We start from the raw sequence: 14638 nt of genomic DNA, 5'->3' as shown, positions 1-14638 counted from the left end.
CAATAGCATGCTGTCAGCAGTAGCAAACTGTCGTTAACAGCGTATTAATCTAACCAACTTGGAAACCACGACGATCTGTTAAGATGGACCCACGGATTTTATTGATCATCGACCAGGGGACCACCTCGACACGGGCGGTGATCTTCGATGCGGCGGGTATGCCGCAGGCCTTTCACGCCATCGATCTTGGTCAGATTTATCCCGCCAACGGCTGGGTGGAGCACGATCCGGAGGAAATCTGGAGCGCCACGCTCGCCTGCTGCCGGGAAGTTCTGCGCGGCGTCGATGTGTCCACCGTTGCCGGGCTGGGCATCACCAACCAGCGCGAGACGACGCTCGTCTGGGACCGGCGGACCGGCAAGGCCGTTCACAACGCCATCGTCTGGCAGGATCGCCGCACCTCAGAGCGGTGCCGGGCGCTGCATTCGGCCGGGATCGGCGGTGAGATCACCGCGCGGACGGGTCTGCTGCTCGATCCTTACTTCTCCGCCACCAAGCTGGAATGGCTGCTTGAGACCCTGCCGGGCGTGCGGTCGGAGGCGGAGCAGGGCCATCTCGCCTTCGGGACAGTGGACAGTTGGCTGCTGTGGAAGCTGACCGGCGGCAAGGTCCACGCCACCGACGCCACCAATGCCTCCCGGACTATGCTTTTGAACCTGAAGTCGCTGGCGTGGGACCAGGACCTTCTCATGCTGTTCAACATTCCTCGTGCGATGCTGCCGGAAGTGTGCGACAGCGCCGGTCTATTCGGTTGGACCGCACCTGACCTGTTCGGCAGAGCGCTTCCGATCCTCGGCGTTGCCGGCGATCAGCAGGCCGCTGCGATCGGACAGGCGTGCTTCAACCCCGGCGACGTCAAATCGACCTACGGCACCGGTTGTTTTGCCCTGGTGCACACCGGACCTGTGCCGCCGGTTTCGCAGAACCGCCTGTTGGCGACCTGCGCCTCGCGTCTTCACGGCAAGCCGCAATACGCGATCGAAGGCAGCATCTTCGTCGCCGGTGCCGTGGTGCAGTGGTTGCGCGACAGCCTGGGGATCATCGGGCAGGCTGGAGAGATCGAAGCGCTGGCGCAAAAGGCAGGCGATGCTGACGGCCTCTATTTCGTTCCGGCCTTCACCGGATTGGGCGCGCCGTACTGGGATCCCGATGCACGCGGGGCCATTCTCGGACTGACGCGCGATGCTGGTGCGGCTGAGATCGCACGGGCGGCGCTCGATGCCGTTTGCTTCGAAACCCGCGATCTGCTCGAAGCGATGGCGAAGGACATGGCGTCGGTGCGGATGGGGGCGCCCAAGGCACTGAAGGTCGATGGCGGCATGGTGCGCAACGACTGGTTCTGCCAGCGGCTCGCCGATTTGACAGGTTTGCCGGTCGAGCGGCCACAGGTCACGGAAACCACGGCGATGGGCGCGGCCTATTTGGCGGGATTGGCGGCGGGCATATTCCAGGATACGGCCGACATCGCCGGCCGCTGGAAACTCGAACGCCGTTTCGAACCGACGTTGCCCGAAGCATGCCGAGATGTCCTGTACCAGGGCTGGAGTGCCGCCGTCGCCCGCGTCCGGGGAGTCTGACCGCCGCAGGCTGGATTTATCCAGAGATAAGTTGCCCCCGAAACTGCCAATGCAACCTTCGGTAGGTGGCGTAGTTCTGTGTGCGCCGACCTAATTCCAGGCGTTCTGGCGGGAATACCTCCACAGGTGGCGTTCGACGGGCCGTATTGACGCCCGCCGCTGCGTTTGCGGCCTATCGAGCGTTCGCATGACGAGATCGCAGTCTCGGACCGAGGGGGCTGGTCTTGAGCGCGCAAGGTGCCCGCAACCGCCGGGCGGCTGTGCTGGAGCGGCCGCGGCTAAGCGTGGTGACGCGTCTCGGCCGGCCCGACAAATCGGAGATGCTGCGCCGCGCGACGCTCGGGTTGGCGGAGGAACGTCCGCACTTCTCGGCGCGCCGGGTCGTGACCCGCTGGCAGGCGACAGTGCTGCTTACATCTCTGGCAGTATTGGTGACGGCCTTCGTCATACGCCCCATCGCGATGACCGACATTGTCGTTGCCGCGATGTCGCTCGGTTTCATCTGCAGCTTTGCTTTGCGCGGTGTGCTGGCATTGCTCGGCAGGCGTCCCGAACCGACAGTCGTCGTCAGAAACGATCAGACGCTTCCGGTCTATAGCGTTCTGGTGCCGGTCTATCGCGAAGCGGGAATGATCGGCGAATTGACCCGCGCGCTCGCCGCTCTCGATTACCCGTCCGATAAACTCGATGTTCGTCTTGTAGTGGAGGAGGACGACAGCGAAACCTTTGCTGCGGTGTTTGCGGCCGGGCTCAATGCGGTTGTCGTGCCGCCGGGATTACCGCGCACCAAGCCCAAGGCCTGCAACTTCGCACTTCAGTCTGTGTGGGGCGAGTTCGTCGTTGTCTACGATGCCGAGGACCGGCCCGAGCCCGACCAGCTGCGGAAAGCCGTGGCGGCGTTTCGCGCCAATCCAGACGTCTCCTGCTTGCAGGCGAGGCTTGCGATCGATCGTGCGCCGTCCTGGATCTCCCGCATGTTTGCCATCGATTACGCGGTGTGGTTCCGGATGCTGCTGCCGGGATTGGCGCGTCTTCATTCGCCCATTCCTTTGGGCGGCACATCCAATCATTTCCGCGTCAAGTCGCTGGTCGAAGCCGGCGCATGGGACCCGTTCAACGTCACCGAGGATGCCGATCTCGGCGTGCGGCTGGCACGATTAGGCCATCGTGTGGCGATCCTCGACTCCGCGACGTTCGAAGAGGCGCCGGAAAAGCTTGGAACATGGCTGCGCCAGCGTACGCGCTGGATGAAGGGCTATATGCAGACCATGCTGGTGCATAGCCGCAACCCAAAAACGGTCGCCGGCGAGATTGGAGCAGCCGGCAGCTTGTTGATTGCATCGTTCCTCGGCGGAGCCGTATGGTCGGCACTCATCAATCCGGTGATGTGGATCGTTTGTGTCGCGGCGGCCGTGCTCGCACCCGACGGTGGCGGCGCGCTGGCATGGCTCGCGCGCGTTTCGGGTTTCGCGCTGTTCGTCACCAATATTCTCCTGGCTGGGCTTGCTGCCGTTGCCGGGGAGCGGCGCCGAGCGGAAGCGGTGATCGTCCTGACGTATCCGCTCTATTGGCTGCTGATTTCGGCAGCGACCTACCGCGCGCTTTGGCAGTTGCTGCGCAATCCCTTCCATTGGGAGAAAACTCCGCACGGAGCAGAGCAGTGACGCGCTGGATGCTTTCGGTGCTCCTGTTGCTCTGCGCGGAAACGGCGGAAGGCGGAGCCTGGACACTGAACCGGAACCATATGGCTATTTTCGCCGGCGTGACGGCGAGCACCGCCTCGCGCCTGTACGATAACGGCGGCGGCTCCGCCAAACACATCGTCTTCAGCAAATACCTGTTCCAGAGCTGGATGGAATACGGCGTGCTCGACTCCGTGACGCTGTTCGCCGTGCCGGAATACGTGCTCGCGAAGTCCGACATGGACGGTACCGGCATTGCCGACGTCCATTCGGCTTCGATCGAAGGCGGACTGCGGATTCTGTTGCTGTCGCGGATCGGAATGCTGTCGGTGCAGACCTCCTACAAATCGGCTGGCGCGTTTGACATGTCGACCTCGGCAAGTGGCGAGGCCGGTCGGCAGTTCGAAACCCGTCTGCTCTACGGCCGCAGCTTCAAGGTGCTCAAGCACAACGCGTTTCTAGACATCGAAATAGCGAAGCGATGGATTGCGCGTCCGCGCCCCGACGAAATCGCGTTCGAGGGCACGGCCGGTTACTGGATGACGCGCGATTATCTTCTGACGGTGCAGAGCTTCACTTTCATGACGACCGGGCCGGTGCGGCCTCCCTATCAGGCCTATGAACTTTCCAAGTTGCAGGTTTCGCTAGTGCAGAAGGTGTCACGGCGCTGGTCGTTTCAAACCGGCTATTTCATGTCTTTGTTCGGACGCAATATCGTGAAGGAAACCGGTATGGTCGCAACGCTGTGGTATCAGACCTGAATTGATTAGGCGCTGTGTTCGTCTCTATTGAAATCGTCGGAACTCGTCCCTGCCACAAGAATGCCTTCCGCTCGGAGCAAACCGAATGGCGCCGGCTCAATGGTTCGGATAAAGCGGCGATCGCAGCTGCTGAAGCCATCATCGCCAAAACCAGAGGGACCTCGGACGAGCCCGTCCGCCGCATCAACTGCCACATCTACAAGACGGGCGAGATGATTACGCGGGTCTGCACCGTCGTACCGATCGGGTCCGGCCGGCTGGCCCGCATCGGGACGGCGCTCCGGGTAAGGTCTTGGCGAACAGGCAGGATTTGATCCACCCGGTTGCGTCCCGTCCCAAGCCGTCGTATTCGGAGGCTCAGGCCGGCTTAGCTCAGTTGGTAGAGCACCTGATTTGTAATCAGGGGGTCACAGGTTCGAGTCCTGTAGCCGGCACCAGACCTTTAACGGCTAGATTGGCACCCCCCGCATGACCCGCTATCTGATTACCAGCGCACTCCCTTATATCAATGGTGTCAAGCACTTGGGCAATCTGGTCGGGTCGATGCTCCCGGCCGACGTGTATTCCCGCTACCGCCGCGCGCGAGGGGACGAGACCCTGTTCATCTGCGCCACCGACGAGCACGGCACCCCGGCCGAACTGGCGGCGCTGGAGGCGGGCCAGGATGTCGCGACCTATTGCACCGAGCAGCACGACATCCAGAAGCGGCTGGGCGAGGGCTTCGAGCTTTCGTGGGACTATTTTGGGCGGTCGTCGTCGCAGCAGAACCTGGAGCTGACCCAGCATCTGGCCCGCGTGCTGTGGAAGAACGGCCACCTCGAAGTGCGCACGACCAAGCAGGTCTATTCCCACGCCGAAAAACGCTTCCTGCCGGATCGCTACGTGATCGGCACCTGTCCCCATTGCGGCTATGACCGCGCCCGTGGAGACCAATGCGAGAACTGCACCCGCGTGCTCGACCCGACCGATCTGATCGATCCGCGCTCGGCTTTGTCGGGGTCCAAGGAAATCGAAATCCGCGATAGCGCGCATCTCTTCCTCAAACAGTCGAGCTTCGTCGAACCGTTGCGCAAGTGGATCGACAGCCACGACCGCGATTGGCCGAACCTAGTGTTGTCGATCGCGCGCAAATGGCTGGACGAGGGCCTCAACGACCGCGGCATCACCCGCGATCTCGAATGGGGCGTGCCGGTACCGGACGACATCGGCGACGGCAAGCTCAAGGGCAAGGTGTTCTATGTCTGGTTCGATGCGCCGATCGAATACATCGGCGCCACCAAGGAGCTGACCGACTCCAGAGGCCTGCCGGATTCCGAATGGCAGAAGTGGTGGCGGCCTGAGAACGCCAAGGACGTGACCTATCTCGAGTTCATGGCCAAGGACAACGTGCCGTTCCACACCGTCGGCTTCCCGATCACCGTCATGGGCTCGGGCGAGAACTGGAAGCTGGTGGACCGCATCAAGGGTTTCAACTGGCTGACCTACTACGGCGGCAAGTTCTCCACCTCGCAGAAGCGCGGCGTGTTCATGAATACCGCGCTCGACCTTCTGCCGGCCGATTACTGGCGCTGGTGGCTGATGGCCAATGCGCCGGAGAGCGCCGACAGCTCCTTCACCTGGGAACATTTCGCGGCGGTGGTGAACAAGGATCTCGCCGACGTGCTCGGCAACTTCGTCAATCGCGTGACCAAGTTCACGGTCTCGCGCTTCGACGGCAAAGTGCCGGGCGAGGGCGAATACGGCGACGAGGAAAAGGCGCTGATCGCCGAACTCGACAAGCGCGTGACGCAGTATGCCGCCTATCTCGAAGACATCGAGTATCGCAAGGCGCTGGCCGAATTGCGCGCCATCTGGGTGGCGGGCAACGAGTATCTCACCAAGGCGGCGCCGTGGACGCATGTGAAGACCGATCGCGTCAAGGCGGCGGTGGGCGTGCGCATGGGGCTCAACCTCGTGCACCTGTTCGGACATCTGTCGTGGCCGGTAATCCCGACCGCGGCGAAAAAGATTCACGAGGCGATCCAGCCCGCGCCGGCGATCATTCCGTGGCCGGACAAGCCGATGGCGAAATTCCTCGATCAGCTCGAACCCGGTCAGGCGATCTCGCCGCCCGACGTGTTGTTCGCCAAGATCACCGACGAGCAGCTCGCGGAGTGGAAGACGCGGTTCGGGGGAGAGTGAGCGCTTTCAGGAAAAGTGGAATCCGGTTTTCCGTCCGGAAGCGCGGCAACTTGAGCGCTTTCAGGAAAAGTGGAACCCGGTTTTCCGTCCGAAAGCGCGACAACTGAAGAGCTCACTCTTCGTCGGTGAGCAGTTCCCAGCCTTCGCGGGTGAGGGCTTCCATCGGCCGGAAGCGCGCTTTGTACGCCATCTTCTTGGAGCCCTGCACCCAGTAACCGAGATAGACGTGCGGCATGCCCTGTTCGCGCGCCGCCTGGATGTGGTCCAGGATCATGTAGGTGCCGAGGCTGCGGGCGTCTTCCCCCGGATGGAAGAAGCTGTAGACCATCGATAAGCCGTCGCGCAGTTCGTCGGTGAGGGCGCAGGCGACGAGACGGCCGCGGCCGACGCCATCGGGCTGACGGTATTCGACGATGTGGGTCGAAACCGGTGTCTCTTCCACCATCGCCACATAGTCGAACAGACCCATGTCCGACATGCCGCCGCCGGCATGACGGGAGTCGAGATAGGTCCTGAGCAGCGCAAACTGCTCGCGCGTGGCTTCGGGCGGAACGACGGTGCGCACCAGATCGCTGCTGCGCTTGAGGACGCGGCGCTGATTGCGCGACATGTCGAAGGCATCGACCAGGATGCGTACCGACACGCAGGCCGAGCAGGTGTCGCAAGCCGGACGATAGGCGATGGTCTGGCTGCGGCGGAAACCGGAATGGGTGAGGGCTTCGTTGAGCGGCTGTGCCAGCGAACCGGTGAGCCGCGCGAACACCTTGCGTTCCGTGCGGCCCGGCAGGTAGGGACACGGCCCACCTGGTGTCAGGAAAAACTGCGGTACCCGTGCGGTTTTTTGATCTGTCACGGAATAAGCCCGACCAAGCGCTGGACGCAACTATGGCAACAAAACCGCCGTCAACGCCAGCCTTGCGTGACAATATTCATGATTAGAACTGGCGGCCCATCGGGGCTGGCGGCGCTTCGCGCATCAACACGATGGACAGGCGCCGGTTCGCGGACGCATTGGGGTCTTCGGGCAGCAACGGCTCCGAGCCTGCCTTGCCGGCAACCTCGTAAATCCGGTCGGACGGCAATCCTGACGCCGACAAGATGGCGCGGCCAGCATTGGCACGCTGCGCGGACAGCTCCCAATTGGTCATGCCGTTCGGACCGGTGAACGATTTGCCTTCGGTATGGCCCGCAATCGAAACGCGGTTGGGCAGGCGATCGATCACCTTGGCAATAGTCGCAAGAAGTTTGCGGGTATAGGGCATCGGGTTGGCGGTGCCCTGCTGGAACATCGGCCGTCCGTCCTGATCGACGAGCTGGATGCGCATCCCATCGGGCGTCTGGTCGACCACGACCTGTTTCGACAATGCCGCGACGTCGGGATTATCGGCGATGGCTTGGTGGATCGCTTCGGCGGCATGCGCGAACTCGCCGTCCTGCATCGAAGTGGCGGTGTTCTGTCCGTCCTTGTTGACCGCCTGGGAGTCGGCACCATTGCCTTGGGTCGGCGTGGCGCCGCCCTGACTGGCGCCGTTCTGAGCCGACTTCTCGCTGGTATTCTTGGATGGCGGCGAGTTCTTCTGGAACATCGACACGGCGCCGCCGGCACGCGCGGTCTCCTGGCCCATCACTTTGCCGCCGAGCACGCCGCCCGATCCCGATACCGTCTGCGAGATCGACTGCGGAGCGAAATAGTCGGCAATGCCGCGCTTCTGCTCGGGCGTGGTGGTATTGATGAGCCACATCAGGAGGAAGAACGCCATCATCGCGGTCACGAAGTCGGCATACGCCACCTTCCAGGCGCCGCCATGATGGCCATGCGCCGCCTTTTTGATGCGCTTGATGACAATTGGCTGATCCGCCAAATCCGTATCCTCGTTCCGCGCTTGAGGCTTTCCCCCACCTCGCCTAACCTGAGAATGCCTGAACGGAATTAACCGATTCTTTAATCCGGGATTTTCATGAGCTTCGACGCGCGGGCCTTCCGCAATGCGCTGGGTTGTTTTCCGACCGGTATCGTTGTGGTGACGGCCGGCACAAGCGGGAACTGGCGCGGCATTACCGTGAATTCCTTCGCTTCGCTGTCGCTCGATCCGCCGCTGATCCTGTGGTGCATCGCCAAAACCTCACGTCGTTACCTTACATTTACCAATGCCACCGAATTCACCGTCAGCATTCTCGGCGAGGCCGACCGCGCCGCGGCCGAGGCAATTGCGACGGCGGGCGAGGGCGAACTCACCGCGATAGAACTCGAGGAGTGCGAGCCGCCAGCGATCAAGGGCGCGATTGCGGTGTTCGAGTGCGCGCGCGAAACGCTGCACGACGGCGGCGATCATGTGATCGTGGTCGGACGCGTTCACGCCTTCCGCCATCGCAACGGCGCCCCGCTGACGTTTTTCCGCGGGCGATATGGAAAGATCGTGGAATAGCCCTGAACAGGTGCCCTCTAAATGCGCCGAAAGCGGAGATGCTTCCGCACGTCCGCTCAGGTGGGTACCCCCATGGAAACTTAGCGCGCCAGCGAGTGCCGCACTCAAGCGGCTAAACGACAGGCACATTCTGTCCCGGCAACAGGCCTAGAATGCACGCGAGACGAAGCATCCATACCCTGTATGATCTATCGCGTGGTTTACGGGCCCGAGCGTTCGCGTAACGCCCTTCACCGCTGTTCTGTCGGCAATCCTCATCGCAAGTCTTCGGGTATCGAGATGGGGAACGTAACGTGAACTTTCAAGAGGGTGCGACATTCGCTGCGTTGTTCGCAGGGACTTGCAGTCGCAAGGCCGCGAAAGCCGAAAAAGCCCAATCGCTTTGGGAAAAAGTTGCGGATCGGTCGCGTGCGGGTCGTTCAAGTTAACGCAACCATGGACCCCGGCCGCGAGTCGGATCAGTCTAAGGCCATAAAAAAATGAGGGAGAGGAAGATGTCCGCCTTTCGCGTTGCCGCCTTAACCGCGCTGCTGGCTCTGCCGGCACACGGCGAAACCCTGCTCAATCCGGTTTTCCAGGATCACGCGGTACTGCAACGCGATCAGCCGATCCGGCTATGGGGCACGGCGGCGCCGCGAACCAAAGTCACGGCTGCCATCGGCAAGGCTTCTGTGCACGCGACGGCGGATGCCAATGGACATTGGCGTGTCACGCTTCCGGCCATGACGGCGGGCGGTCCTTACACGGTAACAGTGAAGACGGCGGGTGCCACGCGGACCCTGTCCGATATTCTGATCGGCGACGTCTATCTCTGCTCCGGCCAGTCGAACATGGCGCTGCCGGTGATGGGCGCGGTCGATGCGGGACCGGACATCCAGGTTTCGGCCAATGACTCGATCCGTCTGATGAACGTGGCCAACATCGCCAAGCCGACGGCGCAATCGGCGCTGCCCGGTACGATCAGCTGGGCACCGGCAAGTCCCAAGGTGGTCGCCGGTTTCTCGGCGACCTGTTATTACTTCGCCCGCTCGCTGCAAAAGTCCGTACACGTCCCATTAGGGCTGATCAGTGCGCCGTGGTCGGGCGCCAATATCACCGATTTCATGAGCGCCGACGCGCTCCGCAAAGCGGGTGGTCACGACGCGCGGCTCGAGGCCTTGAAGATTTATGCCGCCGATCCGGTCGCGGGCGTGAAGCACTGGGGCGAGGGCATCGAAGCCTTCTGGCGCGGGCAGGGCAAGGACTATTGGGTCAATCCCTCGAAGGCGTCGTGGACGGACGCGCCGAAAGGGCTCGGCGTGTGGAGCACCTGGGGCGTTCCGGACCTCGAAAAGGACGGCGGCACGGTGTGGTTCCGCACCTCCGTCACCCTGACCGCCACCGATGCGGCGCGCGGGGCCGATCTGGCGCTCGGCGCCATCACGGAAGAAGACACCGTTTGGGTGAACGGCAAGGCCATCGGCACCACCACCGGCTATGCCGCGGAACGCAAATATGCGGTGCCCGCCGGCGTTCTGCACGAAGGCAAGAACGACATCGTTCTCAACGTCTATTGCGGCTGGCGCGGCTGCGGTCTGTTCGGACCGGCGGACTCGCGCGCGATCCATTTCGCCGGCGGCAGCACGGTGCCGCTCGACGGGGCGTGGCAGTACGCGATCGAACCCACGAGGCCGCCGCAAGTGCCGTGGGGACCGACCGCCGGTCTGGCGATGGATTATAACGGCATGATCGCGCCGCTGACGCCGTACGGGCTGAAGGGCGTCCTCTGGTATCAGGGCGAAAGCAACACCGGCGCGGCGGAAGCCTATCGCGGATTGCTGAAAGCCTGGATGGCCGATTGGCGCTCTGCGTTCGAAGCGCCCAAGCTGCCGTTCCTGATCGTGCAATTACCCGATCTAGGGCAACCGCCGTTTGCACCGGAACAATCGACCTGGGCCACTTTGCGTGAATCCCAGCGCCTCGCCGTGAACGACGATGCCAACGCCGCGCTCGCGGTGACGATCGACATCGGCGACCATATGGGCCTGCATCCCGGCAACAAGCAGGAAGTCGGGCGGCGTCTGGCGTTGCAGGCGCGGCAATTGATCTACGGCGACAAGACTCTGAAGCCGGGGCCGCAGCCGGACGGCGCAACGCGGAACGGCAGTGTGGTGACGGTGCGCTTCGGCGGCATCAACGGCAAACTCGCCGCCGTGAACGCCGCCCAGCCGATCGGCTTCGAACTGTGCGCCGACACTTGCCGCTTTGTGGTTGCGACCATCGACGGCGACAGCGTGCGCCTCACTGTGCCGGAGGGCATGACCCCGACCCGCGTGCGCTATTGCTGGGCCGACGGCCCGGTCTGCACGCTGTACGACACAAGCCGCATCCCGGCGGTGCCGTTTGAGATAGGGGTGAAGTAACGCAATTTTCTGCCCCCACGCGCGAGACGATTTCTACATCGGCACTCGGAGCGTGGGGGAAGTGGTCCGAAGGACCGAAGGGGGCTGATCTCGTGCCGTTCGCGAGCCCCCTTTCCGCGCTCCGCTGCGGACTTCCCCCACGGTCTGCGTGCATGCATCGAGAGCCTTGCGCCCGTGAGGGCAGAAAAGAGGCCCTTCAATTCCTCGCTTGCTTGCGCGTGATCTGTTCGAGATACCCTTCCACATCCGTATCCGGAGTGGCGATGGCGGGCTGGTGGTGGAGGTCTTCGAGGGTGAAATCCATCCGCGCGTCGTAAGTGCGGTCGATCTGGTTGCGCAGCGGCTGTTCGGCGTCATACCAGGCGCGTTTGTCGGCATCCTCGCGGCAGGTGGCAAGTTCGCGCGGGTCGTGCGCGCCCCAGCGGCGTTCGGGACAGTGATAGGGATCGAACGACAGCGCGAACAGGCGCGCGCGGGCTTCCCCAAACGACAGCGAAACCGTGCTGCCGTCGCTGCGATGGTAGCTGATCGTGCACGCCGCCGCGGCGCGCCGGTAGGCCTTCAAAAGATCGGCCGGGAGATCGGTGCCGGAATAGGCGAGGTGGGTGCGGTCGCCTTTGCGATCCATTTCGACGAACCGCTGCGCCGTATCGCGCAGGTATTTGAATGCCGTCTTGAGGCGGGCGTCGCGCGACGGGGTGGAAAACATCTCCCAATCGCCATCGGTGCCATAGATGTTGCGGGGCAGGCGCACCGGATGCGGGCGAGAGGCCAGCGCCCGGCTGAGATCGACGGCCGCGGCGCGGTATTGCAGGTCGTTGCAGAGCGAGCCCGTCATCTCGGCCACTTCGCGCACCGGATGGAACATCAGCTTGCCGGCAAGCCGCGCCCGTACGAAATCGTAGAAGTCGAGCCGCTCGCCGTTGACGGTGAACGGGCCGCTGGCCCAAGCGGCGTCGGCCGGACGCGGGCCGGTGCCATAGAATTGCTCGGTGGAGAAGTCGGCGATGTCCTTGTTGGCGGCGATTTCGACATGCCCGCCGCGCAAGGAGCCGTCCGCCGCGCGCTCGGCGCCGGTGAGCCGGAGCGGCCGCCAGTTCTTGAACCCGGAACCCTGGCTCGGACGCATCCGCGCGAAGCGGACGTCGAACGTCATCTGGGTGAGGGTGAAATCGGTATGCGCATCGAACGAATGGACGCGCCCGTCCGGGTCCACCCGGTAGACGATGGCGACGTGTCCTGCCGTATCGTAAACTACCGTGCCGGGGCGAATGGAGCCGGGCTTGATCGCCGGCGAATAGAGATCGGTGCCGTCGAGATCGGGGTGGATGCGATAGGTCGCCGTGGAGATGTCGGCGCGAAGCCGCGCGATCGCCTCCAGCGCGTTGCGGCCGCTTCTGACGTCGGTGCGGGCCGAGACCTTGTTGCCCATGCGGGAATAGCGGATGTCGTCGGCAGACCCGTCGCGCGGAGCCACTGCGCTCGCGTAGGAAAACGGCAGGCCGCGTTTCCAGGCAAAATAGAACCGCAACACATAGGGCAGGTCGGCGCAGTCGGATTCGAACCTCCGTGATGGCGGATCGCTGGCGGCAAACGGATTGGCGCGCGAATGCAGGCATTCGTTAAGGGTGGCGCAATCGCTCTCGCCGATGGCGGCGATGAAGTGCTCGTAATCGCGTTCGTCGGAATCGGACCAGCGGTCGTGGCGCACGATGTAGGTCGGATTCGGCGATTCTTGCGCCGCACAGGCCGGTGACAAAACCGTCAAAAAGAACGTTCCGGCGACGAACGTCCACGCTCCCCCTCTGCGTGCGAGTTTCAGCATGGCCGCGATGCTAACGCGCCAACACCGCAGATCAAGCACTTACGCCGCTTCTTGGAACGGAGTGTAGCGAGGATGACACGCGTACCATCGCGGAAGGGGCTGTCACATTAGCTTCATACCGCTGTCACCCACCTGTCGTGGCGAACCGTCATTGCTCCCCGCGGGCAAAAAGAACGCCGTGCGGTCGACGCCGGCTTTTTACCCTGGGATGAACAAGAGAGGTATCGATGAAGGGGAAGTCAGCCTTACTGGCAGGCGTGGCAGCGATCGCGCTGGTGGCGACTGCGCAAGCCGGTTACGCCGCGAAGAAATCGTCGGACGCTACGTCCGCGCCCGCTCCGGCGGCTGCGGTCCAGTCCGGCCCAACCACGACGGAACTCGCGGCCCGCATTCAGGCGCTGGAAGACGCGATGCAGGCCGACGAAGCCAAGGCGCAGAGCGAACACACCCGCCTGTCGACCCTGGAGCAGAATTTCAACTACGCCACCTGGTCGTTCGACAACGGCCGGCCGGTGATCAGCTCGGGTGACGGCCGCTTCTCGATGGCCTTCCGCGTCCGTGCGCAGATCGACTTCGGTGCGTTCCTGCAGGACGATCCGGCGACCAGCACGGCGCAGTACAAGGATCTGTCGACGGGCGCTCTCGTCCGCCGCGGCTTCTTCGGCGTCGAAGGCAAGGCCTTCAAGGATTTCTGGTACGAGTTCCGTTATAACGCCGGCGGCGGCGGCGGTGCCGAATCCGGCGATCCGGCGATGTCGATTGCCCGCGTGGCCTACACCGGCATCGATCATTTCCGCGTCAATGTCGGCATCATCGAGCCGGCCTTCGGTCTCGAAGCCACGACGTCGTCGGGCCAGTTGATGTTCCTCGAGCGTCCGGAAATCGAAAACATTGCCACCGACACCTTCGGCGGCGCCGATGCCCGCCGCGGTATCGAAGTGGCGTTCCAGCACGAAAATCTTTTCCTGCCGGGCGACAACTTGATCTGGACGGCAGCCTTCACCGGTTCGAAGACCACCGCGCCGGGCGGCTCCGCGGCCGGTCACGGCAACGGCGGCGACGAGCAGACCCAGTTGCTGTCGCACCTGTCGTATCGCTTCTGGAACGACGGTCCGTCGAACGCGATCATCGGCGCCGATTACGCCACCATCCTCGGCACCGGCGGCAATGTGAATTCCTACACGCTGCAGGACCGCCCGCAAATCCGTGTCGACGGCACCCGCCTGATCGGCGCGGCCATCGGCGGCGGCAACTTCGTATCGCATCACGGCTTCCTGATCGGCGGCCATGCGGCGGCGAACTACGAGAACTTCTATCTCGGCGGCGAGTACATCTATTACAAGACCGACCGCTTCAACACGGTCACCAAGACCGCCGATCATCCCGACTTCTCGGGCTACTTCCTGGAAGGTTCGTGGGTGCTGACCGGCGAGCCCAAGACCTATGCCGTCAATGCGACCAACAACGAAATCGGCGGCTTCGGCTCGCCGAAGGTCGCCAATCCGTTCTCGTTCGACGGCGAGTCGTGGGGCGCCTGGGAATTGGTGGCGCGCTACAGCTTCACCAATCTCGACTGGTACCGGGATACCCCCACTTATGGTATTGCTGGCGGCCGTGAAGGAGTCTTCGATGTCGGCCTCAACTGGTACCTGAACAACGAAGTGAAGCTCCAGTTCCACGATTCCATCGTGCACGTGAACAAGCTCAATGCGGCGGCCGGGACGACCCAAGTCGGTCAGGACCTCAACATCATCGGCATCCGCCTGCAGTTCTCCAACTAATCG

11 protein-coding genes and 1 tRNA gene are annotated in these 14638 nt (G+C 63.1%); 9 read left to right on the top strand and 3 right to left on the bottom strand.

The genetic code is table 11. The features are described 5' to 3' along the window. Positions 1-83: 83 nt before the first annotated feature. The 6 genes from glpK (at position 84) to metG (ending at position 6201) form a co-directional block, all read left to right on the top strand. The gene (gene glpK / locus FHS84_RS10885) at positions 84-1577 is read left to right on the top strand and encodes a glycerol kinase GlpK (protein ID WP_166934056.1); all 1494 of its coding nucleotides are present in this window, start codon (positions 84-86) and stop codon (positions 1575-1577) included. A 224-nt stretch (positions 1578-1801) separates the two neighbouring features. Beyond that, positions 1802-3241 (top strand): glycosyltransferase family 2 protein, encoded by a 1440-nt coding sequence (locus tag FHS84_RS10880; RefSeq protein WP_166934054.1) that lies wholly within the window; start codon positions 1802-1804, stop codon positions 3239-3241. Further along, positions 3238-4020 (top strand): hypothetical protein, encoded by a 783-nt coding sequence (locus tag FHS84_RS10875; RefSeq protein WP_166934052.1) that lies wholly within the window; start codon positions 3238-3240, stop codon positions 4018-4020. The genes FHS84_RS10880 and FHS84_RS10875 overlap by 4 nt, the downstream gene beginning before the upstream one ends. Positions 4021-4034: 14 nt before the next feature. Continuing rightward, positions 4035-4334, top strand: coding sequence for a hypothetical protein (locus FHS84_RS10870; protein ID WP_166934050.1), 300 nt, complete (start codon positions 4035-4037; stop codon positions 4332-4334). A gap of 47 nt (positions 4335-4381) precedes the next feature. Continuing rightward, positions 4382-4457: transfer RNA gene (locus FHS84_RS10865), tRNA-Thr, on the top strand. Positions 4458-4488: 31 nt separating this feature from the next. After that, positions 4489-6201 (top strand): methionine--tRNA ligase, encoded by a 1713-nt coding sequence (gene metG, locus FHS84_RS10860; protein WP_166934048.1) that lies wholly within the window; start codon positions 4489-4491, stop codon positions 6199-6201. 112 nt (positions 6202-6313) lie between these two features. Here the strand turns inward: metG and FHS84_RS10855 are convergent, their stop codons facing one another. Both FHS84_RS10855 and FHS84_RS10850 read right to left on the bottom strand, forming a co-directional pair. Next, positions 6314-7054 carry an arginyltransferase gene (locus tag FHS84_RS10855; RefSeq protein ID WP_166934046.1) on the bottom strand — a complete coding sequence of 247 codons (741 nt, stop codon included), beginning with the start codon at positions 7052-7054 and terminating at the stop codon, positions 6314-6316. A gap of 82 nt (positions 7055-7136) precedes the next feature. Continuing rightward, entirely contained in the window at positions 7137-8063 is a 927-nt protein-coding gene (locus FHS84_RS10850) for a flagellar motor protein MotB (RefSeq protein WP_166934043.1), read from the bottom strand. A 96-nt stretch (positions 8064-8159) separates the two neighbouring features. Here FHS84_RS10850 and FHS84_RS10845 point away from each other — a divergent pair, with 96 nt between their 5' ends. Both FHS84_RS10845 and FHS84_RS10840 read left to right on the top strand, forming a co-directional pair. After that, on the top strand, positions 8160-8627 hold the full coding sequence (locus FHS84_RS10845) for a flavin reductase family protein (protein ID WP_166934040.1): 468 nt from the start codon (positions 8160-8162) through the stop codon (positions 8625-8627). A gap of 494 nt (positions 8628-9121) precedes the next feature. Further along, on the top strand, positions 9122-11029 hold the full coding sequence (locus FHS84_RS10840; protein WP_166934038.1) for a sialate O-acetylesterase: 1908 nt from the start codon (positions 9122-9124) through the stop codon (positions 11027-11029). A gap of 196 nt (positions 11030-11225) precedes the next feature. Here the strand turns inward: FHS84_RS10840 and FHS84_RS10835 are convergent, their stop codons facing one another. Beyond that, positions 11226-12854, bottom strand: coding sequence for a hypothetical protein (locus FHS84_RS10835; protein ID WP_166934036.1), 1629 nt, complete (start codon positions 12852-12854; stop codon positions 11226-11228). A gap of 227 nt (positions 12855-13081) precedes the next feature. Between FHS84_RS10835 and FHS84_RS10830 the strand changes: the two genes are divergently transcribed. Beyond that, complete coding sequence (locus FHS84_RS10830) at positions 13082-14635, top strand: OprO/OprP family phosphate-selective porin (protein ID WP_166934033.1); 1554 nt, start codon at positions 13082-13084, stop codon at positions 14633-14635. The last annotated feature ends 3 nt before the right edge of the window (positions 14636-14638 follow it).

It is taken from the genome of Rhizomicrobium electricum (assembly GCF_011762045.1).
GTDB classification, from domain to species: Bacteria; Pseudomonadota; Alphaproteobacteria; order Micropepsales; family Micropepsaceae; genus Rhizomicrobium; species Rhizomicrobium electricum.
Note: the sequence above shows the minus strand (reverse complement) of the source record. Positions and strands in the feature narration are given on the sequence as shown.